Source organism: Amycolatopsis echigonensis (genome assembly GCF_014174495.1).
GTDB lineage: Bacteria > Actinomycetota > Actinomycetes > Mycobacteriales > Pseudonocardiaceae > Amycolatopsis > Amycolatopsis echigonensis.
The window spans coordinates 1-23,663 of record NZ_JACJHR010000075.1; the positions used below are offsets into that span (position 1 = coordinate 1).

Below are 23,663 nucleotides of genomic sequence, written 5' to 3' on the forward strand. Positions count from 1 at the left end.
CCGCGCGCCCGGCGACGGCTGGGCGGTCACCAGCCGCCGCATGCTCATGCTGCTGCTCGGAGCCGCCCTCACCGCGAGCGTCATCACCGGTTACCCCGCGCTGGTCGGCCTGCTCGCCCCCGGCGGCGACCGGGACCGGCTCGGCGCGGTGTTCGCCGCGCTGGTCATCGCACGGCTGCCGCTGACGCTGGTCGCGCCGGTGCAGTCGCTTGCCGTGCCCTTCGTGGTGCGGCTTTCCGCCACCGCGGACGGCAGGCTCCGGTTGCGCCGGGTGTTGCTGCTGGGCACCTTCGCCGCGCTCGCCCTGGCCGCGCTCGGCGCGCTGGTCGGCATGCTGATCGGCCCGTGGGCGGTGCAGTTCGTCAACGGCCCCAAGTACCACGTGGACGGCTGGGCGGTCGCCGGACTCGTGTGGTCCTCGGTGCTGCTGGTGCCGATGCAGTTGCTCACCGCCGTGCTGGTGGCGCGCGCCCAGGCCAACCGGGTGTTGATCACCTGGGCGGTGGTCGCGGTCACCGCTTCGGCGCTGCTGCTCGCCGTTCCGGGCGACACCGTGGTGCGCGCCGTCGTTTCGCTCGCCGTCGCGCCGATGGCCGGGCTCGCCGTCGTGCTGGGATTCGTACTCGCCAATTCTCCCGCGGAAGCAACCTCCGACACGGGTGAAGCGTGTTCTTAGCGTCGCAGTAGTGTGAGTTCCGAGCCGCCGGTTCCCGGCGTGCGTCGGATGGCGAAAGCCAATCAGGGTTGGATTCGAATTCGATGAACGTTCTTCTGGTGCTGCTCGCATTCTGGGTGCCTGGGCTCGTCTTCGGAGCAGCTATCCGGTTGCGCGGGTGGACGCTCGCCGCGGCGGCGCCGTTGCTGACGTTCGGGGTCGTCGCGCTCGGCGTCCCGGTGCTGGGCGGCCTCGGCATCCGCTGGTCGCTGCTCAACGTCGCGCTGTGGACGCTGGTGCTCGCCGTCGTCGGCTTCGGGCTGGCGTTCGCGGTGCTGCGGCTGCGTGCTCGCAGGCACCCGGACTGGGCGGGCGAGGACCTGGAGAAGCTGCCGCTGCGCGACCACCTCGTGATGGCGGCGGGTGTCGTCGCCGCAGTGGGCGTGGGCGCGGTCACTTTCCTGCGCGGCACCAACGGGATCAACACCGTGCACCAGGGCTGGGACGCGCCGTTCCACGGCAATCTGGTCCGCTGGATCGCCGAACACGGCGACGCCCGGCCGTCCACTGTGGGCACCATCGCCAACCTGCCCAACCAGACGAACTATTTCTACCCGGACACGTATCACGCCCTGCTCGCGCTGGTTTTCGGCAAGGGCGGGCTGACCATGATGCCCACGCTGAACCTGGCCGCGCTGGCGGTGATTTTCACCGTGCCGTTCGGAATCGCCGCGCTGTGCCGGGTTTGGGGCATGCCCGCGCTCGGCACCGCCGCGGCGGCCGCGGTCAGCACGTGGTTCAGCGCCTTCCCGTACGACTCGTTGTGGCGCGGACCGTTGTGGCCCTACGTCGCCGGCGTCGCGTTGATTCCGGCGATGCTCGCGCTGAGCCGTTATTTGCTGAAGCCGAACGGCATTGCCGGCCCGGTCGCGATCGGCGTCGGCGTGGCCGGGTTGTGCGGTCTGCACACCAGCGTCGTGTTCGTGGTCGTTGTTTATTTCCTGCTCATTCTGGTCGCCGTTCTCTGCCGTTTCGAGAAGATCGAATGGCGGCGCAGCCTGCCCTCGCTGATCGCGACCGGCGGACTGGCGATCGCGCTCGGCGTGCCGCTGGTGCTGCCCTCGCTGTACAACGCCGGCGGGGTGACGAGCGCGTACTGGGCGCCGGAGACCACGCTCGCCGGCGGCTTCGGCCAGACGATCATGTTCTCTCCGATGTCGGACTTTCCGCAGTGGTGGATCGGCGTGCCCGCGTTCGCCGGGCTCGTCCTGCTGGTGCGGCACCGGCGGATGCTGTGGCTGGTCGCCGCGTATGTGCTGTTCGGCGGCCTCTTCATGCTGACGGTGTCCATCAACTCGCCGCTCATGCAGACCCTGACCAGCCTCTTCTACAACGACCACTGGCGGATCGCGGCGCTGGTGCCGCTGGCGGGCGCGGTCGCGTTCGGAGAGTTCGCGCATACCGCGGCCGCGTGGTTCGTGCGGAAGGCGCAGCCGAGGGTCAAGCTCAAGCCGGCCACGCTCGGCGTGGTCGCGGTCGTCCTGCTCGGGCTGGTGTGCGGTGGTCTGAGCAAGGGCGGCTACATCGGCCGCAACGCGACTCGGATGGCCGTCACCTACCGGGACGGGCCGACGGTGTCCACCGCCGAGGAAGCCGCCTTCGCCTGGCTCGGCCAGCACACCGCGCCCGGCGAGCGGGTGATGAACAACCGGGCCGACGGTTCGGCGTGGATGTACGCGCTGGCCGGGGTTCAGCCGGTCGAGTGGACTTTCTACGGCGCCGGGGCGAACACCAAGGCCGCCTACCTGAGCGCGTGGGTCGACGACATCGACAAGTACCAGCAGGTCCGGGCGGATCTCACCGACCTGCGGGTGCGCTATCTCATCCAGGGCAACGGAAAGGCCGCGGAGAACGCGGTCGAGTCCGCCGGCGTGGCGCGGGTCCGGCCCGGACCGGAGTTCCGCGTGGTGTTCCACAACGAGGGCGCGACGATCTACGAGATCGCCGGACAGTCCGGCGTGGCCAGCCCTACCACAGCGAACGGTCAGTGAGCGGTTAAGGTGACTGCCGTGTCCAGCACATCCGTGAGCACTCGCCAAGTGCTCATCGTGATGCCCGCGCTCAATGAGCAAGACAGCATTTCCGCGGTGCTCGCCCAGGTCAAGCAGTCGCTGCCGAGCGCGGACGTGCTGGTGGTCGACGACGGTTCGACCGACCGCACCGCCGAACTCGCCCGCGCCGCCGGCGTCCGGGTGGCCCGGCTGTCGGTGAACCTGGGCGTGGGCGGCGCGATGCGCACCGGTTTCCGGTACGCCGCCGCGCGCGGCTACGACGCCGTCGTCCAGGTCGACGCCGACGGCCAGCACGACCCGGACGAGGTCGGCGCCCTGTTGCAGCTGCTCGACGAAGGCGCCGACATCGCGATCGGCTCCCGGTTCGCCGGCAAGGGCGCCTACCGCGCGGTCGGGCCGCGCAAGTACGCGATGGTCGTGCTGGCACTGGTGTTCAGCCGGCTGTCCGGCAGCAAGCTCACCGACGTCACCTCCGGGTTCAAGGCGATGGGCCCGCGTGCGATCCGCCTGTTCGCCGGCTACTACCCGGCCGAGTACCTCGGCGACACGATCGAGGCGCTGGTGATGGCGATCCGGGCGAATCTGTCCATTCGGGAGACCCCCGTGGTCATGCGCGAACGGGCGGGCGGCACGCCGAGCCATTCTCCGGTGAAGTCCGCGGTGTACCTGGGCCGGGCGGGGCTCGCGCTGCTGCTCGCGCTCGTGCGCCGCCGTCCGTCCGTTGACTCGTCCGACGCGGCGTAGGGAGGCTCCATGGCAGGCTGGCAGGTACTGAGCATCGTCATCGCGGCGCTGGTGCTGCTCGTCGTCGTCGAGATGATGCGGCGGCGCAAGCTGCGCGAGAAGTACGCCGGCATCTGGCTCCTGGTGGCCATCGGCGTGGTGGTGCTCGCGGTGGTCCCGCCGGTCGCGGAGTTCCTGGCGCATCTCACCGGGGTCGCGACCCCGTCGAACTTCGTCTTCTTCCTGTCCGGAGTGGTCCTCGCGCTGGTCGCGCTGCAGCTCTCGACCGAGGTCGGGCACCTCGAGGAAGAGGTGCGGACCTCGGTCGAGGAGACCGCGTTGCTGCGCTGCGAACTGGAAGACACCCAGCGCGCCCTCGAAGCGCGCATCGCCGAACTGGAGAAGCGCACGTCCCCACCGGACAATGTGGACGGCCTGCCCGAAGCGAGCCCGGCACGCGTTCCCTGATCTCCGCACTGCTCGCCGCTCCGCCCCGGCTCGGCGGCGTCCGCGTGCTCGCCGTCGACGGTCCGTCCGGGGCCGGGAAATCCACCCTCGCCGCCGAGACGGTCGAAGCTCTCGGCTCGCGCGCCGCGTTGGTCAGCACAGACGCCTTCGCCACCTGGGACGATCCCGTCGCGTGGTGGCCGCGGCTGGAGGAGGGCGTGCTGAAGCCGCTGGCCCAGGGCCGGCCCGGCGAGTATCGCCGGATGGACTGGACCTCCGGGACACCGCGTCCCGGAGAACTGGTGCGCGTCGAGGTTCCCGAGGTTCTGGTGCTGGAAGGCGTGTCGAGCGGACGCCGGGCGCTGCGGCCCCGGCTGTCGCTGCTGTGCTGGATCGAGGGCGGCACCGAAGCCGAACGGTTGTCCAGGGCGGTCGCCCGGGACGGCGAGGCGGCGCGCGGCGAACTGCGCCGCTGGCAGTTGTTCGAGCGCGGCTGGTTCGCGGTCGACGGCACGCGCGAAGCCGCCGACCAGCTGGTCTGAACAACCGGAATCCTGGCTCGACCTCGGTTTGCGGCGGGCGAAAGCGGCTATTGCACGGAATGCGCGAGCGCTGGAAACTCGAGTGCATTCGGGCCGTTTAGGCAGTCTTCGCGGGCAACTCCGGCGGCCCCGCGGCGGGATTCCGGAACATCCACGGCACCCGGAACGGCCAACCGGCCGGTTAGGCCAACCGGGTGAGCAAACCACCACTCTTCGTACCAAACCGGCAGATTTCGCTACGCAGAGCGCACAATTGCCGACACGTTGCGGTCAATTTGGGGCTTACGTAGCGCGATCGTAACCTCACGTGCTTAAGCGGAGGCCGAGTTCCCGCTAGTGTCACCGAACACACCGATCGCACTGGTCTTCCCGAACTGACCGCCGACGGTGAATTTCGATACACCGAACATTCCCAAGGGGTGCCAGATGCAGCAATTGCGGCTGACCCGAACACGCCGGGCAGCTCTGATCGGGCTCGCGGGCGCGCTCGCGGTCTCGCTGTCCGCGTGTGCGGAATCGAAGCGCGACGAGGCCGGAGGAGGTGGATCCGGAGGCACCATGGTCTTCGGCAACACCGGCAACCCGAAGATGTTCGACCCGATCTTCAACGACGAGGGCGAAACGTTCCGGATCACCCGGCAGATGCTGGACACGCTGATCCAGAACAAGCCGGGCACCGCCGAGCTGGCCCCGTCGCTCGCCACGAAGTGGACGCCGAGCAACGACGGCAAGACCTGGACCTTCGACCTCAAGCAGGGCGTGAAGTTCAGCGACGGCACCGCGTTCGACGCGAAGGCCGTCTGTTTCAACTTCGATCGCTGGTACAACATGAAGGGCGCCACCGCCCAGAGCCAGATGATCTACTACGGCGACGTCTTCGAGGGCTTCGCGCACAACGAGGGCACCACCAAGGGCGAGCCGGTCTACAAGAGCTGCGAGGCGAAGGACGACCACACCGCCGTCTTGAACCTGAACCGCGCGAAGGGCGCCTTCCCGGCCGCGTTCACGCTGCCGTCGTTCGCCATTCAGAGCCCGACCGCGCTGCAGAAGTACAACGCGGACAAGGTCACCGGCTCCGGCACGTCGATCACGTATCCGGAGTACGGCTACAAGCACCCGACCGGAACCGGCCCGTTCAAGTTCGAGAGCTGGGACCAGGGCAACGGCCAGATCACCTTGGTGCGCAACGACACCAGCACGATGCCGCAGCCGGCGAAGCTGGACAAGCTCGTGTTCAAGGTGATCCCGGACGAGAACGCCCGCAAGCAGGCGCTCAAGGCCGGTGACATCAACGGATACGACTTCCCGGCCCCCTCGGACTACGGGCTGCTGCGCAACGACGGCGAGCAGGTCCTGATCCGCCCGTCGTTCAACGTGCTCTACCTGGGCATCAACCAGGCCGGCCCCAACGGCGCGAAGCTGCAGGACCCCAGGGTCCGCCAGGCGCTGGCGTACGGCATCAACCGCGAGCAGTTCGTGCGCTCGAAGCTGGCCGAGGGTTCCGAGGTCGCGACCGAGTTCGTGCCGAAGGCGATCTCCGGCTACACCGACGACGTCACCAAGTACCCGTACGACCCGACCAAGGCCAAGCAGTTGCTGAAGGACGCCGGCGCCGAGGGCATGACGCTGAAGTTCTACTACCCGACCGAGGTCACCCGGCCCTACATGCCGAACCCGGCCGACACCTACACCGCGATCTCCGAGGACCTGAAGGCCATCGGCATCAACGTGCAGCCGGTCGCCGAGTCGTGGAACGGCGGGTACAAGGACGACGTGCAGCAGAACGGCAAGCAGGACATCCACCTGCTCGGCTGGACCGGTGACTACAACGACGCGGGCAACTTCGTCGGCACCTTCTTCGGCCGCCCGAAGCCGGAGTTCGGCCTCACCGACCAGAACAACCAGGGCATCTTCAAGGCGCTCGCCGACGCGGACGCCGCGCCGGCCGGCGACGCCCACACCAAGGCGTACCAGGAAGCCAACAAGAAGATCATGGACTACCTGCCCGCCATCCCGATCGCCTACCCGACGCCGGCGATCGTGGTCGGCCCGAAGATCAAGGGCGTGGTGGCCAGCCCGCTCACCGACGAACGCTTCGACAACGTCACGATCGGCTGACGTGCTCCACTGAGCAGCCAGGCCAAGGGCAGGTGCTACCGCGCCTGCCCTTGGCCTCGTTCCCGGGCTGTACACAAAGGACTACTCGTGCTCCGTTTTCTCGTGCGTCGGCTGCTACAAGCGATCCCGACGCTGCTCATCCTGTCCATCCTGGTGTTCGCCTGGTTGCGTTCCCTCCCCGGCGGGCCCGCGTCCGCTCTGCTCGGGGACAAGGCGACCCCGGAAAAACTGGCGAACCTGAACCACGTGCTGGGTCTCGACCAGCCGATTTTCGTGCAGTACTTCAAATTCCTCGGCCGCGCGGTCACCGGTGACTTCGGTACTTCGCTCGTCTCGTCCCGTCCGGTGATGTCGGAGATCAGCACGTTCCTTCCGGCCACGATCGAACTGGGCGTCTCGGCGATGATCGTCGCCGTGGTGTTCGGGATTTCGTTCGGCTACCTCGCCGCCCGGTTCCGCGGCCAGATCGTCGACAACGTCATCATCGTGCTGACCCTGGTCGGCGTCGCGGTGCCGATCTTCTTCCTCGGCTACATGATGCAGGACCTGCTGTCCACGCCGCTGGGGTTGCCGTCGCAAGGCAGGCAGGCCCCCGGCATCGACGCCACGGTCGTCACGCATTTCGCCGTTCTCGACGGAATGATGACCGGGGAATGGGACGCGGTCTGGGACGCGATCAAGCACCTCATTCTTCCCGCGCTCGCGCTCGCCACCATTCCGCTCGCGGTGATCACCCGGATCACCCGCGCGTCGGTGCTCGACGTGTTCAACGAGGACTTCATCCGCACCGCGAACTCGAAGGGCCTCACCCAGCCCGTGGTCCGCCAGCGGCACGTGCTGCGCAACGCGCTGCTGCCGGTGATCACCACGATCGGCCTGCAGACCGGCGCGCTGCTCGGCGGCGCCGTGCTGACCGAGCGAGTGTTCAACTTCCGCGGCCTTGGATTCCTTCTCGCCGAAGGGATCGACAAGCGGGACTACCCGCGGCTGCAGGCGCTGCTGCTTCTCGGGGCACTGGTCTACGTGCTCGTGAACATGCTCGTGGATATTTCCTACGGGCTCATCGACCCGAGGGTGCGTGTGCGGTGAACACTCTGCTGAACAAGAAGAAAGAGCCGATCGACAAGCTCGCCGCGGCGTCGGCGGGCGGGCGGAGCCTCGGCGCCGAGGCGCTGCGCCGGATGGTGCGCAGCCCGGTGGCGATCGTCGGCGGCGTGATCACCCTGCTGTTCCTGCTGCTGGCGATTTTCGCGCCGTTCCTCGCGCCGAAGGACCCCCAGGTCCGGTATCTGCAGGACAAGGTCATCCTCGGCCGCGGCATCATCCCGGGCGCCCAGCCCGGTTTCCCGCTCGGCGTCGACGATTTCGGCCGCGACTTCCTGTCCCGGCTGCTCATCGGCGCACAGCAGACCCTGTTGGTCGGCGTGCTCGCCACGGTGATCGGCGTGCTGCTCGGCGCGCTCATCGGCGGGCTCGCGGGTGCCTTCGGCGGCTGGGTCGACACCGTCCTCATGCGACTGGTCGACGTGCTGCTGGCGTTTCCCTCGCTGCTGCTGGCGATTTCGATCGCGGCGCTGTTCGCGAAGCCGAGCCAGTGGACGGTGATCATCGCGGTGTCGATCATCGGCGTGCCGATTTTCGCCCGGCTGCTGCGCGGTTCGATGCTCGCCCAGCGCGAGGCGGACCACGTGCTGGCGGCGACGTCGCTCGGCGTGAAGCGGACGACGATCGTGTTCCGGCACATGCTGCCGAACTCGCTCGGCCCGGTGATCGTGCAGGCGACGCTGACCCTCGCGACCGCGATCCTGGAGGCCGCGGCGCTGTCGTTCCTCGGCCTCGGCGACCCGGACCCGACCCGTGCGGAGTGGGGACTGATGCTGGGCAACGCTTCCCAGCACTTCCTCGACATCCGGCCCGAGCTGGCGTACTACCCGGCGATCGCGATCATCATCGTGGCGCTCGGGTTCACGCTGCTCGGCGAGTCCCTCCGCGAAGCCCTCGACCCGAAGAACCGGCGGTGACCCCGTGGCACTTCTCGAAGTCCGCGACCTGAAGGTCGTGTTCCAGCGCCGCGGCGAGCGTCCGTTCACCGCGGTCGACGGCGTGAGTTTCGACGTCGAACCCGGCCAGACGGTCGGTCTGGTCGGCGAATCCGGCTGCGGCAAGTCGGTGACCTCGCTCGCGATCATGCGGCTGCTCGCCAAGCGCGGCAACACCGTCAGCGGTTCGGTGCGGTTCGAGGGCACCGATCTGCTGACCCTGTCCGACCGCGAAATGCGCGACCGGCGCGGCCGCGATCTCGGCATGGTGTTCCAGGATCCGCTGTCCTCACTGAACCCGGTCATCCCGATCGGGCTGCAGATCACCGAGGTGCTGGAGCGCCACCGCGACATGCCGCGCAAGAAGGCGCGGGTCGAAGCGGCGGAACTGCTCGACAAGGTCGGCATTCCCGACCCGGCGCGGCGGCTTTCCGAGTACCCGCACCAGCTTTCCGGCGGGATGCGCCAGCGCGCGCTGATCGCGATCGCGCTGGCGTGCCGTCCCCGGCTGCTCATCGCGGACGAGCCGACCACCGCGCTCGACGTGACGATCCAGGCGCAGATCCTCGCGCTGCTGCGGGAACTGGTGCAGGACACCGGAACCGCGCTGGTGATGATCACGCACGACCTCGGCGTCGTCGCCGGGCTCTGCGACGAGGTCAACGTGCTTTACGGCGGCCGGATCGTGGAGCGCCAGGAGCGGCATTCGCTGTTCGCGCAGCCGCGGCATCCGTACACGCACGGCCTGCTGGCCTCGATCCCGCGGCTCGACGAGGGCCGCGGCGAGAAGCTGGTGCCGATCCGCGGTTCGGTGGCCGACAACATCCCGTGGGCCGGCGGGTGCGCGTTCGCGCCGCGCTGCCCGAACGCGATCCAGGCCTGCCTGGAGGATTCGCCGGAGCTCGTTCCCGACCGGAACGGCTTGCTGCGCTGCCACAACCCGGTGGAACCCGCCGTGGCGGCAGGAGGAGGAACCCGATGACGGTGGCGAACACCGACGAGGTGCTGCTCGAGGTCACCGGCCTCAAGGTGCACTTCCCGATCAAACGCGGCATCGTCGTGGACCGCACGGTGGGCCACGTGTACGCGGTGGACGGGGTCGACCTGTCGATCCGCCGCGGCGAAACCTACGGCCTGGTCGGCGAATCCGGCTGCGGCAAGTCGACGCTCGGCCGCGCGATCCTGCGGCTCAACGAGCCGACCGACGGCAAGGTCGTGTTCGACGGCACCGACGTCGCCCAGCTCAAGGGCGAGCAGCTGCGCAAGGCGCGGCGGCGGATGCAGATGGTGTTCCAGGACCCGATGTCGAGCCTGGACCCGCGCCAGTCGGTCGAGTCGATCCTCGTCGAGGGCATGCGCGCGCACGGGCTGGACAAGGACAAGGAATCGACCGCGACCCGGCTGCGCGAGCTGCTGAGCGCGGTCGGCCTTCCGGAGACCTCGCTGCGGAAGTACCCGCACGAGTTCTCCGGCGGCCAGCGCCAGCGCATCGGCATCGCGCGGGCGCTGTCGGTGGAGCCGGACCTGATCGTCGCGGACGAACCCGTGTCGGCGTTGGACGTTTCGGTGCAGGCGCAGGTCGTGAACCTGCTGGAGGATCTGCAGGAAGAGCTCGGTCTCACCTACGTGGTGATCGCGCACGACCTCGCGGTGGTCCGGCACATCTCCGACCGGATCGGCGTGATGTACCTCGGCGCGCTGGTCGAGGAGACGACGTCGGAGGAGCTGTACCAGAACCCGCTGCACCCGTACACGAAGGCGCTGCTGTCGGCGATCCCGGTGCCGGACCCGGTCGTGGAGGACAGCCGCGAGCAGATCCTGCTCGCCGGCGACCTTCCGTCGCCGGCCAATCCGCCGTCGGGCTGCCGGTTCCACACGCGGTGCCCGTGGAAGCAGGAAAGCCTGTGCACCACGGATCGTCCGCAGCTGCGCGAGATCGGCGACGGGCACCGGGTGGCCTGCCACTACGCGGAGGACATCCGCGACGGGCGGATCCAGCCGCACCAGGTCGAGGTGGAACTGGTCGACGCCGGGGCGCTGAACCCGGACCTCGGCCCGCCGGACGTCGGTTCGGCCGCTGAGATCCTCTGACCGCCGGTGAAGGGCTCCTCGAAGGAATTCGAGGAGCCCTTCACCGTTTTTCAGGGCTGGAGGTCGACGGCGGCGCGGAACGAACCGTCCATGTGAAACGGCGTCGAGTTGTGCTCGTGCGCGATCAGCCAGCCGTTTCCGCTGCGCCGCAAGGCAAATGTGCTGCGGAACCAGAGGGCGAACGATTCGCTTTCGCCCCGCGGCGTCGCGGTCAGCTTCGCCAGCGCCGCGACCACCGCCAGATCGCCGGACACGGTGATCTCCTCGTCGTGGTACGTGTAGGAGATCGGTCCGTCGAAGGTGCTGAACCACTGCGCGACGTAGTCCTCGGACGCGCCGGTCGTGCGCAGCGGCGGCGCGAGATCGAACTTGACCGCCTTCTCCGCGTAGCTCGCGACGACCCGCCGGGCGTCCTTCGCGTGCATCGCCGCGGTGCGCTCGGCCAGCAGATCGCGGATCTCGTTCTCGGACATTTTGTGTTCTCCTTTTTCCGGAAGCGGTGTTCGTCCGGGACGTCGAAGCCGTCCGCTCGGTTTCGACATCAGGAGTGGAAGAAACTTTTCGAGGAGGCTCCCGATGAAGTATCTGGTCCTGATCTACGGCAACCCCGCGTCGCGCGCGGCCTGGGCGGGGATGAACGACGAGCAGAAGGCCGCGGGCCTGCGCGCCTACCAGCGGTTGCACGAGGAGCTGGACGGTACCGGCGAGCGGATCGTGTCCGAACGGCTGGCCGCGCCGGAGCTGACGAAGCAGGTCAACGTGACCGCGGACGGCGTGAGCACCACCGACGGCCCGTTCGCCGAGATCAAGGAACAGCTCGCCGGGTTCTACCTGCTGGAATGCGATTCGGAGGCCCGTGCGCTGGAGATCGCCGCGCGGATCCCGGAGGCCCCGTTCGCGACGATCGAGGTGCGGCCCGTGATGGGGCTGACCGGCGACGTGGACTTCGAGCTGTGATCGACAGCCTCCTGCGCGACCTCATCCCGCAGGTGCTGACCGCGCTCGTCCGCCGCTACGGCGATTTCGGCAAATGCGAGGACGCCGTGCAGGAGGCCCTGCTCGCCGCCGCCGTGCAGTGGCCGAAGGACGGGGTCCCGGACAATCCGAAGGCCTGGCTCATCACGACCGCCTCGCGCCGGCGGATCGAGATGTGGCGCAACGAAGCCGCGCGGATCCGTCGTGAGGAGACGGTGGCCGCGCTGGAACCGCCGTCGTTCGAACTCGTGCCGCAGCAGGACGACACCCTCACGCTGCTGTTGCTCTGCTGCCATCCCGCGTTGACCCGTCAGTCGCAAGTGGCTCTCACCTTGCGCGCCGTCGGCGGCCTGACCACCGCGGAGATCGCGCGGGCTTACCTGGTCCCGGAGCCGACGATCGGCCAGCGGATCAGCCGCGCGAAACAGAAACTGCGCGGCGCGGAATTCGCCCTCCCACCGCGGGAAGAGCTCCCGGAACGCGTCGCCGCGGTATTGCAGGTCCTGTATCTGGTGTTCACCGAAGGCCACACCGCCAGCTCCGGCAACGCGGTGAACCGCGTCGAACTGACCGCCGAGGCCATCCGGCTCGCCCGGCAACTGCACGCTCTGCTGCCCGGTGACGGCGAGGTCGCCGGACTGCTCGCCCTCATGCTGCTCACCGACGCCCGCCGCCCGGCCCGCACCGGCCGCGACGGTGTTCCGGTGCCGCTGGCCGAACAAGACCGCTCGCTCTGGGACGCGTCCGCGATCGCCGAAGGCAGCGCGCTCATCGAACACGCGCTGGCGACCACGCCGGTGGGTCCGTACCAACTGCAGGCCGCGATCGCCGCCGTGCACGACGAGGCCCCGACCGCCGACGCCACCGACTGGCCGCAGATCCTGATGCTGTACGACCTCCTGCGGCAGATCGCCCCCGGCCCGATGGTCAGCCTCAACCGCCTGGTCGCGCTCGCCCGTGTCGAGGGCCCGGCGGTCGCTCTCGCCGAATTGGACGCGATCGAGCATCTGGACCACTACCGGGCCGACGTCGTCCGTGCCCATCTCCTCGAGCTGTCCGGCGACCCGAGAGGTGCCCGCGACAGCTACGTCCGCGCCGCCCAGCGCACCTTGAGCCTGCCGGAACGGGCGTACTTCGAATCGCGTGCTTTGCGTGTTATGTCGGAAAAACCCTGAAAAACCCGGCCGGAAGACGGACCCCACCCCCGACTCCAGGCTGACGCGAGAGACCTCGCCAGCTGGGTACCCTGCGGAGACCAGGCACGAATCACAAGGGGGTTGGCAGTGAACATCGACCACGTGCTGGAGGCGATCCCTCCGCTGTCGGTCTACCTGTTGGTGGGCTTGGTGGTGATGGTCGAAAGCCTGGGCATTCCGTTGCCGGGGGAGATCGTGCTGGTGAGCGCGGCGCTGCTGGCGTCGTCGCACAGCGGGCTGAACCCGGTGTGGATCGGCGTGCTGGCGTCGGCGGGCGCGATCGTCGGCGACAGCATCGGGTACCTGATCGGCCGGAAGGGCGGCAAACGGCTGTTCGCCTGGGCCGGCCGGAAGTTCCCCAAACATTTCGGCCCCGACCACGTCGCGAGCGCCGAACGGATGTTCCACAAACGCGGCATGTGGGCCGTGTTCTTCGGCCGGTTCGTCGCGGTGCTGCGCATCCTGGCCGGCCCGCTCGCCGGATCGCTGAACATGCACTACCCGCGCTTCCTGATCGCGAACGCACTGGGCGGCATCATCTGGGCGGGCGGAACGACGGCGCTCATCTACTACCTGGGCGTGGTCGCCGACAAATGGCTCAAGGGCTTCCAGTGGGCCGGCCTCGGAGCGGCGCTGGTGATCGGCGTGGTGGTGACGCTGGTGCTGAAGAAGCGCATGGCCCGCAACGCGACGTCGTCCTCGCAGTCGGAAGAGAAGAACGACGCGGTCGCCTGAGTTCGGCTGACGGGATTCCCCCGGCGGGTCTTCGGACTTGCCGGGGGTTTTCTGTACGCGGGCGGCATGCGGACTCTCACACCGGCAGCAGTTCCTCCGGCGTAACCGCGGGCTTCCGCCGCAGCGACCCCAGCAGCACCCCGCCGATCACGACCGCCGCCGCGACCAGGGTGAGCACCGTCGGCACCTCGCCGAGGATGAAGAACGACGCGGTCAACCCCACCACCGGCACCAGCAGCGAGAACGGCGCGACCACGCCCGCCGGGTTGCGGCGCATCAGCGTGGTCCAGATGCCGGAGCCCACGACCGTCCCGAAGATGACCACGTACGCCAGCCCCGCGATGCCGATCAGGCCGGTTTTGGTGCCGAGCGTCGCCAGCGAATGCCAGGCAGCACCGGGCCCCTCGAAGATGCTCGACAACGCCAGCATCGGCAGCGGCGGCACCACGGACATCCACAGCGTCAGGTGCAGCGGGTTGTCCGGCTCCGCGCGGCGCATGCTCAGGTTGCCGATCGCCCAGCTCAGCGCCGCCAGCAAGGTCAGCAGCACCGGTACGAGCGCGGCGTGCGCGGACTGCTGCCAGGCGATCGCCGTCATGCCCGCGACCGCGAGCAGGATCCCGGCCAGTTGCCGTCCGGAGACGCGTTCCCGCAGCAGCACCGCGCCCAGCAGCACGGTGAACGGTGCGGACGCCTGCAGCACCAGCGACGCCAGCCCGGTCGGCATGCCCAGATGCATCGCGACGAACAGGAACGCGAACTGCCCGGTGCCGAACCCGAGTCCGTAGCCCAGGAGGTAACGCAGCTTCACGCGCGGCCGCGGCACGAGGAAGACCGTCGGGACGGCGATCAGCAGGAACCGCAGCGCGCCCGCGAACATCGGCGGGAACTGGCCGAGTGTGGCGTGGATCGCAATGAAATTCAGGCCCCACAAGACGGCGACGAACACGGCGAGCAGACGGTCCCGGATGGCCATGCCTCAACTCTGCCTAGTCAAACCTTGAAGCACTAGCGAGAAAATCTGCACTGACTGTGTAGCGGCGCTTCACATACACTGCCCGGATGGACTTGGGCAGGCTCCGGACGCTGCGCGAATTCGCCGACCGGGGCAGCGTCACCGCCGCCGCTCGGGCGTTGCACTGCACTCCGTCGGCGATCTCGCAGCAGCTGCGCGCGTTGCAGGCGGAGGTCGGCATCGCGCTCACCGAACCGGCTGGCCGCGGCCTGCGGCTCACCGACGCGGGACGCGCGCTCGTTGCCCGCGCAGACGACGTACTGGCCGCGCTTGACCGGGCCGAGGCGGAGCTGGACACCTACCGCAGCGCCCCGCGCGGACGCGTGCGGATCGCGATCTTCCAATCCGCCGGCCTGATGCTCCTGCCCGGCCTGCTGCGCCGCATCGACCAGCACGAAAACCTCGAGGTCGACGTCCGCGACGTCGACATGGTCCCGCCGCAGGTGCCCGGCCTCGTGGCCGACTACGACGTTGTCGTCGCGCACCGCGACGAGCACGCGCCCGAGTTCGACACCGAACGCCTCGACGTCGTCCCGCTGCTGCGCGAACCGCTGGACGTCGCCCTCCCCGTCGGCCACCGCCTCGCGCGCAACCGCCGCGTCGGCCTGGCCGATCTCGCCGACGAACGCTGGATCTCGGTGGACCACGGCTTCCCGGTGGACGACGTCCTGCGCTCGCTGACCGTGCGCACCGGCGTGCGGCCGCAGATCGTCCAGCGCATCAACGACTTCCGGATCACCGAACGGCTCGTCGCGGCCGGGCACGGGATCGCGTTGATGCCTCGGTACACAATGGACACTCGACGCGGCAGCGGCTTGGTCGGCCGCCCGCTGGCCGGAATCCGCGCGGCGCGGCTGGTGGAAGCGGTGTGCCGCACCGGTGCCGCGAACCGTCCGGCCGTCGCGACCGTGATCGACGAGATGCGCGCCGAGGTGGCCGCTCTCACGACCTAGCCGGGTTCCCGAGCGGGCAGACCGCGCAGCAACGTGTCGAGAAACAGCTCGAAGCGCGGCGCGTCCGGCCCGAGGTCGAGCGGATTTTCCCGCACCGCGAGCCAGCTGACCGTGCATGTGATGAAGATGTACCAGCTCTGCTCGGCCAGCTCCGGCCGCACACCGGCGTTCGTGAACGCGGTGACCACCTGAGTGCGCAGTCGCCCAAAGGAATCCGGGTTGTGCCGATGCGGCCGGGACAACCGAGTCGCGTAACCGGGTACCGCGAGGAACTGGTCGTGCATCGCCCACGCGACCTTCGCGAGCCATGGCCGCCAAGACCGTCGCGGCGGCCCGTCCTCCGGAAGCACCCGTTCCAGCATTACCTCGCTGATCAGATCGAACAGCGCGTCCCGATTGGCGACCCAGCGATAGAGCGCGCCGTGCGTCACTCCCAGTCGAGCCGCCAGCTCGCGCATGGTCAACGTGTCGAGGTTCCCGGCGGACAACGCGGCGTCGACGATCCGCTCGCGATCGAGCTGCGCGGGGCGGCCGGGCCGGGGTCGGGTCATGCCCCGGACTCTACGTTAGTGACCAATGGTTACAAATTGCGGTAGCGTGGTGGCATGACGACCGTCCACGGCACAGTGAAGCCGGGTTTCGAACGAGTGCGAGACGAGTTCGCCGCGGTAGCCGACGGATCCGCCCAGCTGGCGGCGTACCACCGCGGCGAGCAAGTGGTCGACCTCTGGACCGGCCAGGACATCGACGGAGACTCCCTGCTGGGTGCGTACTCCGCGTCGAAGGGGGCAGCACACCTGACCGTCGCGCTGCTGGTCCAGGACGGCGTGCTGGACCTGGATCAGCGCGTGAGCCACTACTGGCCGGAATTCGCCGCCGAAGGCAAACAAGACGTCACCCTCCGAGATCTCCTGGCGCATCGAGCCGGACTGGTCGGCTCCGACGAGGGCTTCTCGCGCGCGGACCTCGCCGACGACCGCGTCGTCGCCGAACGACTGGCCCGGCAACGCCCGTTCTGGCGGCCGGGCAGCGCGTTCGGCTACCACGCACTGGTGGTCGGCGCGCTCAGCGGCGAGGTCGTCCGTCGCGCAACCGGCCGCACTCTCCAGGAACACTTCGCCGACCGGATCCGCGATCCGTACACAGTGGACTTCTACCTCGGCCTGCCCGGCGAGCTGGAGCCGAGATTCGTGAGCACGCAACCGATGGTGGTCACTCCCGAACGACAGCTCCCGCTGCCCGCCGCGAACAGCCTGCCGGGCATCGCGTTCAACCGGCATCATCCAGAGGGCCCGGAAGTGTGGGAACTGCCGAACTTTCCGGAGGTCCGGCGGCTCGGCGCCGCGTCGTTCGGCGGCGTCGCTTCCGCCCGCGGCCTGGCCCGGATGTACGCGGCGGCGATCAGCCCGCTCGACGGCGAACCGCCGCTGCTGAAGCCGGAAATCGCCGCCGAGTTCGGGCAAATCCAGTCCATCGGGTACGACGTGGTGCTGCGCGAGCACAAAGCGTTCGGCGTCGGCTTCCATGTCGCCAGCGAGCGCTACCCGGAGCTCGGCCAAGGCAGTATCGGGCACAGCGGCGCGGGCGGTCAGCAGGCATTCGCCGACCCTCGCAACGGCATCGCGTACGGCTATACCCGCCGCCGCATCCCGTTCCCGGCCGCGGCGGCTCCGGAAAACGAACCGCTGATCAAGGCGCTGTACTCGGCGCTGCGTGCCGTCGAATCCCCACGGTGATCGCCGAGCCCAGCAGTACCGCGATGGTCAGCGACAGCGCGAGGCTCAGCCCGGGCTCGGTCACCAGCTGGCCGCCGGCGAAGCCGAGAAATGCGACGTACGACGTCCACAGCAGCACACCGACCGCGGACGCGGTCAGAAACTCGGTAAACCGCCACCGCAACGAGCCGGCCAGCAGCGCGCCGACCGTCCCGCCGGAAGGCAGCCACCGCGCGACGACCAGGACCGGTCGGGGATGCCGCTGCAAGCGTCCGTCGAGCCAGGTCAGCCCGGCGGCCAGCTTGCGCCGACGGCCCAGCCGGGTCAGCACGCGGGCCCCGCCGAACCGCCCGAGCGCGTACAACGCCTGGTCGGACAGCAGGCAGCCGAGGCTGGCGACCGCGATCACGACGGCCAGCGACGTCCCGTGCTGCGCGGCGGCCACGCCCATGCCGAGCAGTGTCACCTCGGTGGGCAACAGCGGCACCAGCGAGACGACGAACAACACCATCAGTCCAGCCGTCGTAGCGTTCATCCCGACCTTCCTCCCCTCCACTGCCCGCACCGGAGTGGCTTCGCCACCGGCACTTATATGAAACCGCCGCGCCAGCCCGGATGAGTCCCAATCATCGGCACTTCACAGCAAGGCACAGCCTGGTCATAGATTTCCCGGTACCCGGACAGAGGATGTCAGGGTTCGCACGCACGCTGGTGGTCCACCGACAGAAAAGGGGACGAACCGAATGAGCGGGGAACTGGCCGGCAAGGTCGCGCTCGTGGCGGGCGGCACGCGCGGGGCGAGCCGGGCGATCGCGGTCGAGCTGGGCCGGGCCGGGGCGTACGTGTACGTCACCGGTCGCACAACGCGAGCCGGACGGTCCGAAGTGGATCGTCCGGAGACCATTGAGGACACTCTGGAGCGGATCGAAGCCGCGGGAGGCAAGGGAATCGCGCTGCGGGTCGACCACCTGGTGAGCGACGAGGTCGCCGCGCTCGCCCAGCGGATCGACACCGAGCACGGCGGGCTCGACATCCTGGTCGACGGCATCTGGGGCGGCGACCGCTACCTGGAGTGGGGCAAACCGGTCTGGGAGCACTCGCTGGACGCCAGCCTGCGGATGATGCGGCTGTCCCTCGACGCCCACCTGATCACCAGCCACCACCTGTTTCCGCTGGTGATCCGCCGTCCGGGCGGGCTGGTGATCGAGCTGACCGACGGCACCGCCGAGTACAACCGGAAGTACCGCGAGGGCACGTCGCTGCCGTACTACCTGGCCAAGGCGGCGATCAACGTCCTGGCCGTCGGCGAAGCAGCCGAGCTGAAAGCGCACGACTGCACCGCGATCGCGTTCACGCCGGGGTGGCTGCGGTCGGAAGCGATGCTGGAGATCTTCGAGGTCACCGAGGAAAACTGGCGGGACGCGACCGTCCGCGAGCCGCACTTCGTGATCTCGGAATCCCCGACGTTCTCCGGCCGCACGGTCGTCGCGCTCGCCGCCGACCCGGACCGGCACCGCTGGACCGGCCAGACCGTTTCCAGCGGACAGCTGGCGAAGGTCTACGAGATCGACGACGTGGACGGCAGCCGTCCGGACGCGTGGCGATACATCGAAGAGGTCCAGGAACCCGGAAAGCCCGCCGACGCCACCGGCTACCGCTGATGCCTACGTTCCGTGAAGGACTCCTTGAGGGAATCAGACTCCTTCAAGGAGCCCTTCACGGACGGTTGCGATCGGCGAGGGTTTTGCCGAATTCCGCGACCGCGGCGCGGATCTCCGGCGGGGTCAGCACCTCGACGCCGGGGCCGAGGGAAACCAGCTGTCCGACGGCGACTTCCTTGCCCTCCATGGCGAACTCGGCCTCGGCCCACCCGTCGTCGTCCTTCGGGCCGAGCGACACGAGCACCTCGTTCACGTGCTCCGGCCCGAAAACCCGCCGCAACGCACCCGCCGCGGACCGGTCGAGACGGGCCGTCACCTTCAACGGCAGCGGCATCTTCTCGAACTCCGCCGACGACGTGCGCCACCAATCCGCGAGCGAGAATTCTTCCGGCCGGGCGAAGGTTTCACCGGTTTCGGCGACCGCCTCCAACCGGGAAACGCGATACGTCCGCAGGTCGGCGTCGACCCGCGCCACCAGGTACCAAACCCCGGCTTTCAGCACGAGACCCAGCGGATCGAGCGTCCGCCGGGTCACCTTGTCGCGCCGCCGATAGCGCACGTCCAGCCGCCGCTGGGTCCACACCGCCTTCGCGACCGCGGGCAGCGCGGCCGCGTCATCCGGCGAGGTGAACCAGGCTGAGGCGTCGAGATGGAACCGGCCGGCGACCGTCCGGGCCTGTTCCTGCAGCTCAGCGGGCATGCTCGCGGACACTTTCGCGTGCGCCGCGGCCACCGCGGTGCCGAGGCCGAGCCCGGCTAGCGCGTCCGGCACGTCGAGGGCCAGCAGCGCGACGGCCTCACGCGAGGTGAGGCCGTCGAGCCGCGAACGCCAGCCGTCGACCAGCCGGATGCCGCCGTACCGCCCTGGTTCGCTCCAGAGCGGCACGCCGGCTTCGCGCAACGCGGCGAGATCCCGCCGCAGCGTCCGCTCGGTCACGCCCAGTTCGTCCGCCAGCTCCCCGACGGTGCCCGCGCGTTTGCGGTGCAGGGTGAAGAGCAGCGCGACCAGGCGCTCGGCTCGCATCCGGCTGGGTCAGGCCACGTCAGCGGTTGGCCCGGTTGACCGCGCTTACTACCGCACGCAGCGAGGCGGTGACGATCGACGGGTCGACGCCGATGCCCCAGAACACGCGGTCGGAGATCGCGCATTCGATGTAGGACGCGGCGCGCGAGTCGTCGCCCGGGCTCAGCGTGTGCTCGCTGTAGTCCAGGAGCCGCAGGTCATAGCCCACAGTGGACAGTGCGTCGAAGAACGCGGCGATCGGCCCGTTGCCGCGGCCGGTGATCTCGTGCTCGTCGCCCTCGACCTTCACCGTGGCCTCGAGGTCGTACTCGCCGCCGCCGTTGTCGGTGACCCGCTGCTTGATCAGCTCCAGCGGGGTCTTCGACTCCAGGTACTCGGCCGAGAACGCGCGCCACATGGTGGCCGGGTCGACCTCGCCGCCCTCAGTGTCGGTGTAGGCCTGGATGACCTTCGAGAACTCGATCTGCAGCCGGCGCGGCAGGTCCAGCTGGTGCTCGGCCTTCATGATGTAGGCGACGCCGCCCTTGCCGGACTGCGAGTTCACCCGGATCACGGCCTCGTAGGTGCGGCCGACGTCCTTCGGGTCGATCGGCAGGTACGGGACCTCCCACGGGTGCTCGTCGACCGGGACGCCCTTCTTGTCCGCGGCGTCCTTCATCGCGTCGAGGCCCTTGTTGATCGCGTCCTGGTGACTGCCGGAGAAGGCGGTGAACACCAGGTCGCCGCCCCACGGCGAGCGTTCCGGGACCGGCAGCTGGTTGCAGTACTCGACGGTCCGCTTGATCTCGTCCATGTCCGAGAAGTCGATCTGCGGGTCGATGCCCTGGCTGTAGAGGTTCATGCCCAGCGCGACCAGGTCGACGTTGCCGGTGCGCTCGCCGTTGCCGAACAGGCAGCCCTCGATCCGGTCCGCGCCGGCCTGGTAGCCCAGTTCGGCGGCGGCGATGCCGGTGCCGCGGTCGTTGTGCGGGTGCAGCGACAGGATCACCGAATCGCGGCGCTCCAGGTTGCGGCTCATCCACTCGATCGAGTCGGCGTAGACGTTCGGCGTCGCCATCTCGACGGTCGCCGGCAGGTTCAGGATGACCGGCTTCTGCGGGGTCGGCTGCCAGATCTCGGTGACCGCGTTGCACACCTCGAGCGCGTACGACAGCTCGGTGCCGGTGTAGGACTCGGGCGAGTACTGGAAGCGGAACTCGGTGTCGGGCTGCTTCGCCGCCAGCTCGACGACCATTTCCGCGGCCGAGGTGGCGATCTTCTTGATGCCCTCGCGCTCCTCGCGGAACACGACGCGGCGCTGCAGGATCGACGTCGAGTTGTAAATGTGGACGATCGCCCGCGGCGCGCCCTCGAGCGCCTGGAAGGTGCGCTCGATCAGCTCGGGACGGCACTGGGTCAGCACCTGGATGTGCACGTCGTCGGGGATCGCGCCCTCTTCGATGATCTCGCGGACGAAGTCGAAGTCGGTCTGCGAAGCGGCCGGGAAGCCGACCTCGATCTCCTTGTAGCCCATGCGGACCAGCAGGTCGAAGAACTTGCGCTTGCGCGCGGGCGACATCGGGTCGATCAGCGCCTGGTTGCCGTCGCGCAGGTCGACCGCACACCACAGCGGCGCGCGCTCGATGCGCTTGTCCGGCCAGGTGCGGTCGGGTACCTCGATGTTCTCGACGACGTCGTACCAGGGACGGTACCGGTGAACCGGCATGGACGTGCCGCGCTGCGGGTTCCACGAGGGCTGTCCGGCGGGCGCGGGACGAGAGGGCGTGCGCAGACGGGAGTTAGAGGTGCGGGGGTCGGTGCTCATCGCGGGAAAATCTCCTGAAGGGATCGGTGCGGACGACCGGCACCACAAAGCCCCGCGACGAGGAGCCGGTCAGATCAGGCCCCGTCGCGGCAGCGAAGCAGGAGTTCACGCGCCACGGGGTCACTGTAACCACCCGCCGCGCCGCTTGGGAAGCCGCCCGTCGCGATCGAACTGTTACGTCTGGTGGCTGATACCTGTTACTAGCGGGTAGCGGGCCGCGAGACGACGTGCCAGACTGCCCGGCATGGGCGAGCACGCGGAACAAGCACAGGAAACCGAGGCGAAGGCGCGTCCCCAGCGCACCCCGGTGGACTGGCGGCGCACCCGGGAACGCGCGGTGTCCTTTCTCGCGTCACTCGTGCGCTGGGCCGGACTGCTGTTCGCCGCGGTTCTGGTGCTGCACGTGATTTTCGTCATTGGCGAGGCCAACCAGGGCAACGGCATCGTCTCGTTCGTCCGCAACTGGGCCGACGGCCTGTCGCTCGGCTTCAAGGACCTGTTCACCCCGAGCGACGCGAAACTGCGAGTGCTGGTGAACTACGGCATCGCGGCGGTGTTCTGGCTGATCGTGTCCGGGATCTTGGCGAAGATCATCCGCCGCGTCGGGGGAGCCGGCTGACCGATCAGTTTTCGGCCAGTTCGTCGAACACCCGGTCGCAGATGTACTGGCGTCCGTAGTTCCCACCGGTGATCTCACGCAGGAAGCCAGCTTCCTCGAGCTTCTTGATCGCGCTGCTCGCGGTGGGGTAGGACACGCCGAGATTGTTCTGCACCTCCGGAATCGTCATCATCGGGTAGCCGATGATGGTCACCGCGAGGTCTTGGACCGCACCTCGTGCGCCGAGGCCGCGCATCGTGTCGATTACTTCCTGGGAGAAGGCGGTCAGCCTGCCGATGGTGTTGCCCGCAGCGAGCGCACGGGCTTTGACAGCTTCGGCGAAAAACCGCACCCAGGGATCGAAGTCGCCTGTCTTACTGGTGTTCAGCAGGTGGTCGATGTAGTCCTCCCTGCGCGGTTCAAGCCAGGACGACAGGTTCAGCACCGGGTACTTGAGGATCTTCTCCTCGATCAACTGCAACGTGATGATCAGCCGTCCGATCCGGCCGTTTCCGTCGCTGAACGGATGCAGGGTTTCGAACTGGTAGTGGCCGAGCGCCAGTTTCACCAGTACCGGCAGTTCCTGCTCGGCGTTGATCCACTTTTCCCATGCGCTCACTCCGTCTCGGAGCGTGTCGCCGTTCGGGGGCGGGACGAAACGCGACTGTTCGATCCCGCGTCCGCGATCGCCGATGCAGACCAGGCGTTCGCGGAGCCGACCCGCGTCGTAGGTGTCGCCACGCGTTCCGGCGACGAGGATCTGCTGGAGCTTCGAGACCACCTTCAGGCAGATGGGCAGCTTGCTGATGAGATCCAGGCCCTCGAACGCGGCCTTGACGTAGTTCTGGATCTCCCGGATCTCCGCGGTGGCTGGCTCCCCGCTGGCCTGCTGTGCCTGGAGCACGTCGGCGTAGGGGGCGAAGGTGCCTTCCAGCGCGGAAGTGCTGATCGCTTCCCGAGTCAGAGAGGGGCGGACCAACAGTCCGGGGTTGGGCAGCTGATCGGTCAGCGCGTCCAGTGCGCCGAGCGCCCGATCGGCTTCGCTGAGCAGTTTGTACGTTCCGGCGGTGAGAGCGACCTCGCTGGGAAGCGGGTCAGGTACGAACGCGAAGTGACTGTACGGTTGTTTGGTGCGGCCGTCAGTGCCGGTTACGGGTACGAGGTGTCCGATCGACGACCGACGGAAGGTCTCTATCTCCACTTTTAAAGGTTATCAGCTAAACCTTTAATTCTAGTGGCGGCATCCCAAGTTCCTTGAATTCTGTCAAGGAAAATGCAAGGAACCCGCCGATGCCTTGAA

The 23,663-nt window shown here is 68.5% G+C and carries 23 protein-coding genes and 1 pseudogene; 17 read left to right on the plus strand and 7 right to left on the minus strand.

Features of this window, described 5'->3' with window-relative positions:
- The 10 genes and pseudogenes from H5411_RS35975 to H5411_RS36020 all read left to right on the plus strand — a co-directional run.
- A pseudogene (locus tag H5411_RS35975) lies at positions 1–676 on the plus strand (hypothetical protein); the annotation flags it as partial.
- 83 nt (positions 677–759) lie between these two features.
- Entirely contained in the window at positions 760–2,706 is a 1,947-nt protein-coding gene (locus H5411_RS35980) for a DUF6541 family protein (protein ID WP_183126399.1), read from the plus strand.
- 60 nt (positions 2,707–2,766) lie between these two features.
- Positions 2,767–3,471, plus strand: a complete 705-nt coding sequence (locus H5411_RS35985; RefSeq protein ID WP_101440968.1) for a glycosyltransferase family 2 protein — start codon at positions 2,767–2,769, stop codon at positions 3,469–3,471.
- Positions 3,472–3,480: 9 nt separating this feature from the next.
- Positions 3,481–3,918, plus strand: coding sequence for a DUF2304 domain-containing protein (locus H5411_RS35990; RefSeq protein ID WP_101437049.1), 438 nt, complete (start codon positions 3,481–3,483; stop codon positions 3,916–3,918).
- Positions 3,919–3,962: 44 nt separating this feature from the next.
- Complete coding sequence (locus H5411_RS35995) at positions 3,963–4,439, plus strand: uridine kinase family protein (RefSeq protein ID WP_312878684.1); 477 nt, start codon at positions 3,963–3,965, stop codon at positions 4,437–4,439.
- Between the two features lie 426 nt (positions 4,440–4,865).
- On the plus strand, positions 4,866–6,557 hold the full coding sequence (locus tag H5411_RS36000) for an ABC transporter substrate-binding protein (RefSeq protein ID WP_167441965.1): 1,692 nt from the start codon (positions 4,866–4,868) through the stop codon (positions 6,555–6,557).
- Between the two features lie 87 nt (positions 6,558–6,644).
- Entirely contained in the window at positions 6,645–7,646 is a 1,002-nt protein-coding gene (locus H5411_RS36005) for an ABC transporter permease (protein WP_101437051.1), read from the plus strand.
- Positions 7,643–8,578, plus strand: coding sequence for an ABC transporter permease (locus tag H5411_RS36010; protein WP_101437052.1), 936 nt, complete (start codon positions 7,643–7,645; stop codon positions 8,576–8,578). Before H5411_RS36005 ends, H5411_RS36010 begins: the two co-directional genes overlap by 4 nt.
- Positions 8,579–8,582: 4 nt before the next feature.
- The gene (locus tag H5411_RS36015; RefSeq protein ID WP_101437053.1) at positions 8,583–9,578 is read left to right on the plus strand and encodes an ABC transporter ATP-binding protein; all 996 of its coding nucleotides are present in this window, start codon (positions 8,583–8,585) and stop codon (positions 9,576–9,578) included.
- On the plus strand, positions 9,575–10,687 hold the full coding sequence (locus H5411_RS36020; protein WP_101437054.1) for an ABC transporter ATP-binding protein: 1,113 nt from the start codon (positions 9,575–9,577) through the stop codon (positions 10,685–10,687). Before H5411_RS36015 ends, H5411_RS36020 begins: the two co-directional genes overlap by 4 nt.
- Before the next feature lie 50 nt (positions 10,688–10,737).
- Here the strand turns inward: H5411_RS36020 and H5411_RS36025 are convergent, their stop codons facing one another.
- Complete coding sequence (locus H5411_RS36025) at positions 10,738–11,160, minus strand: YybH family protein (RefSeq protein ID WP_167441966.1); 423 nt, start codon at positions 11,158–11,160, stop codon at positions 10,738–10,740.
- Between the two features lie 103 nt (positions 11,161–11,263).
- On the opposite strand from H5411_RS36025, the gene H5411_RS36030 reads away from it, so the two are divergent.
- The 3 genes from H5411_RS36030 (at position 11,264) to H5411_RS36040 (ending at position 13,593) form a co-directional block, all read left to right on the plus strand.
- The gene (locus tag H5411_RS36030; RefSeq protein WP_183126400.1) at positions 11,264–11,644 is read left to right on the plus strand and encodes a YciI family protein; all 381 of its coding nucleotides are present in this window, start codon (positions 11,264–11,266) and stop codon (positions 11,642–11,644) included.
- Positions 11,641–12,837 carry an RNA polymerase sigma factor gene (locus tag H5411_RS36035; RefSeq protein WP_183126401.1) on the plus strand — a complete coding sequence of 399 codons (1,197 nt, stop codon included), beginning with the start codon at positions 11,641–11,643 and terminating at the stop codon, positions 12,835–12,837. The genes H5411_RS36030 and H5411_RS36035 overlap by 4 nt, the downstream gene beginning before the upstream one ends.
- A gap of 108 nt (positions 12,838–12,945) precedes the next feature.
- Positions 12,946–13,593: a DedA family protein gene (locus tag H5411_RS36040; RefSeq protein WP_101437058.1), complete on the plus strand. Its 648-nt coding sequence runs from the start codon at positions 12,946–12,948 to the stop codon at positions 13,591–13,593.
- Positions 13,594–13,669: 76 nt separating this feature from the next.
- On the opposite strand, the gene H5411_RS36045 is transcribed toward H5411_RS36040, so the two are convergent.
- Positions 13,670–14,569: an EamA family transporter gene (locus H5411_RS36045; protein WP_101437059.1), complete on the minus strand. Its 900-nt coding sequence runs from the start codon at positions 14,567–14,569 to the stop codon at positions 13,670–13,672.
- Between the two features lie 86 nt (positions 14,570–14,655).
- Between H5411_RS36045 and H5411_RS36050 the strand changes: the two genes are divergently transcribed.
- Complete coding sequence (locus H5411_RS36050) at positions 14,656–15,561, plus strand: LysR family transcriptional regulator (RefSeq protein WP_183126402.1); 906 nt, start codon at positions 14,656–14,658, stop codon at positions 15,559–15,561.
- Here the strand turns inward: H5411_RS36050 and H5411_RS36055 are convergent.
- Entirely contained in the window at positions 15,558–16,112 is a 555-nt protein-coding gene (locus H5411_RS36055; RefSeq protein ID WP_183126403.1) for a TetR/AcrR family transcriptional regulator, read from the minus strand. The genes H5411_RS36050 and H5411_RS36055 overlap by 4 nt on opposite strands.
- Positions 16,113–16,166: 54 nt before the next feature.
- Here H5411_RS36055 and H5411_RS36060 point away from each other — a divergent pair, with 54 nt between their 5' ends.
- A complete protein-coding gene (locus H5411_RS36060) occupies positions 16,167–17,297 on the plus strand; it encodes a serine hydrolase domain-containing protein (RefSeq protein ID WP_183126404.1) in 1,131 nt (376 codons plus the stop codon).
- Here H5411_RS36060 and H5411_RS36065 read toward each other — a convergent pair.
- Positions 17,251–17,811: a DedA family protein gene (locus H5411_RS36065; protein ID WP_183126405.1), complete on the minus strand. Its 561-nt coding sequence runs from the start codon at positions 17,809–17,811 to the stop codon at positions 17,251–17,253. The two genes, H5411_RS36060 and H5411_RS36065, sit on opposite strands and share 47 nt — an antisense overlap.
- A 208-nt stretch (positions 17,812–18,019) precedes the next feature.
- On the opposite strand from H5411_RS36065, the gene H5411_RS36070 reads away from it, so the two are divergent.
- Positions 18,020–18,937 carry an SDR family oxidoreductase gene (locus tag H5411_RS36070; protein ID WP_183126406.1) on the plus strand — a complete coding sequence of 306 codons (918 nt, stop codon included), beginning with the start codon at positions 18,020–18,022 and terminating at the stop codon, positions 18,935–18,937.
- Positions 18,938–18,992: 55 nt separating this feature from the next.
- On the opposite strand, the gene H5411_RS36075 is transcribed toward H5411_RS36070, so the two are convergent.
- Together H5411_RS36075 and leuA are read right to left on the minus strand one after the other, a co-directional pair.
- Complete coding sequence (locus H5411_RS36075; RefSeq protein ID WP_183126407.1) at positions 18,993–19,961, minus strand: helix-turn-helix transcriptional regulator; 969 nt, start codon at positions 19,959–19,961, stop codon at positions 18,993–18,995.
- Between the two features lie 19 nt (positions 19,962–19,980).
- Positions 19,981–21,765: a 2-isopropylmalate synthase gene (leuA, locus tag H5411_RS36080; RefSeq protein ID WP_167441967.1), complete on the minus strand. Its 1,785-nt coding sequence runs from the start codon at positions 21,763–21,765 to the stop codon at positions 19,981–19,983.
- A 244-nt stretch (positions 21,766–22,009) separates the two neighbouring features.
- Here leuA and H5411_RS36085 point away from each other — a divergent pair, with 244 nt between their 5' ends.
- Positions 22,010–22,384, plus strand: a complete 375-nt coding sequence (locus tag H5411_RS36085; protein WP_101437067.1) for a hypothetical protein — start codon at positions 22,010–22,012, stop codon at positions 22,382–22,384.
- Between the two features lie 4 nt (positions 22,385–22,388).
- Here the strand turns inward: H5411_RS36085 and H5411_RS36090 are convergent, their stop codons facing one another.
- A complete protein-coding gene (locus H5411_RS36090; RefSeq protein WP_183126408.1) occupies positions 22,389–23,564 on the minus strand; it encodes a Fic family protein in 1,176 nt (391 codons plus the stop codon).
- Positions 23,565–23,663 lie beyond the last annotated feature (99 nt).

Coding starts and splice junctions, on each gene's coding strand:
- H5411_RS35980 (WP_183126399.1), top strand. CDS start 760: ATGAACGTTCTTCTGGTGCTGCTCGCATTCTGGGTGCCTGGGCTCGTC.
- H5411_RS35985 (WP_101440968.1), top strand. CDS start 2,767: ATGCCCGCGCTCAATGAGCAAGACAGCATTTCCGCGGTGCTCGCCCAG.
- H5411_RS35990 (WP_101437049.1), top strand. CDS start 3,481: ATGGCAGGCTGGCAGGTACTGAGCATCGTCATCGCGGCGCTGGTGCTG.
- H5411_RS36000 (WP_167441965.1), top strand. CDS start 4,866: ATGCAGCAATTGCGGCTGACCCGAACACGCCGGGCAGCTCTGATCGGG.
- H5411_RS36020 (WP_101437054.1), top strand. CDS start 9,575: ATGACGGTGGCGAACACCGACGAGGTGCTGCTCGAGGTCACCGGCCTC.
- H5411_RS36025 (WP_167441966.1), bottom strand. CDS start 11,160: ATGTCCGAGAACGAGATCCGCGATCTGCTGGCCGAGCGCACCGCGGCG.
- H5411_RS36030 (WP_183126400.1), top strand. CDS start 11,264: ATGAAGTATCTGGTCCTGATCTACGGCAACCCCGCGTCGCGCGCGGCC.
- H5411_RS36045 (WP_101437059.1), bottom strand. CDS start 14,569: ATGGCCATCCGGGACCGTCTGCTCGCCGTGTTCGTCGCCGTCTTGTGG.
- H5411_RS36050 (WP_183126402.1), top strand. CDS start 14,656: ATGGACTTGGGCAGGCTCCGGACGCTGCGCGAATTCGCCGACCGGGGC.
- H5411_RS36055 (WP_183126403.1), bottom strand. CDS start 16,112: ATGACCCGACCCCGGCCCGGCCGCCCCGCGCAGCTCGATCGCGAGCGG.
- H5411_RS36060 (WP_183126404.1), top strand. CDS start 16,167: ATGACGACCGTCCACGGCACAGTGAAGCCGGGTTTCGAACGAGTGCGA.
- H5411_RS36065 (WP_183126405.1), bottom strand. CDS start 17,811: ATGAACGCTACGACGGCTGGACTGATGGTGTTGTTCGTCGTCTCGCTG.
- H5411_RS36070 (WP_183126406.1), top strand. CDS start 18,020: ATGAGCGGGGAACTGGCCGGCAAGGTCGCGCTCGTGGCGGGCGGCACG.
- H5411_RS36075 (WP_183126407.1), bottom strand. CDS start 19,961: ATGCGAGCCGAGCGCCTGGTCGCGCTGCTCTTCACCCTGCACCGCAAA.
- leuA (WP_167441967.1), bottom strand. CDS start 21,765: ATGAGCACCGACCCCCGCACCTCTAACTCCCGTCTGCGCACGCCCTCT.
- H5411_RS36085 (WP_101437067.1), top strand. CDS start 22,010: ATGGGCGAGCACGCGGAACAAGCACAGGAAACCGAGGCGAAGGCGCGT.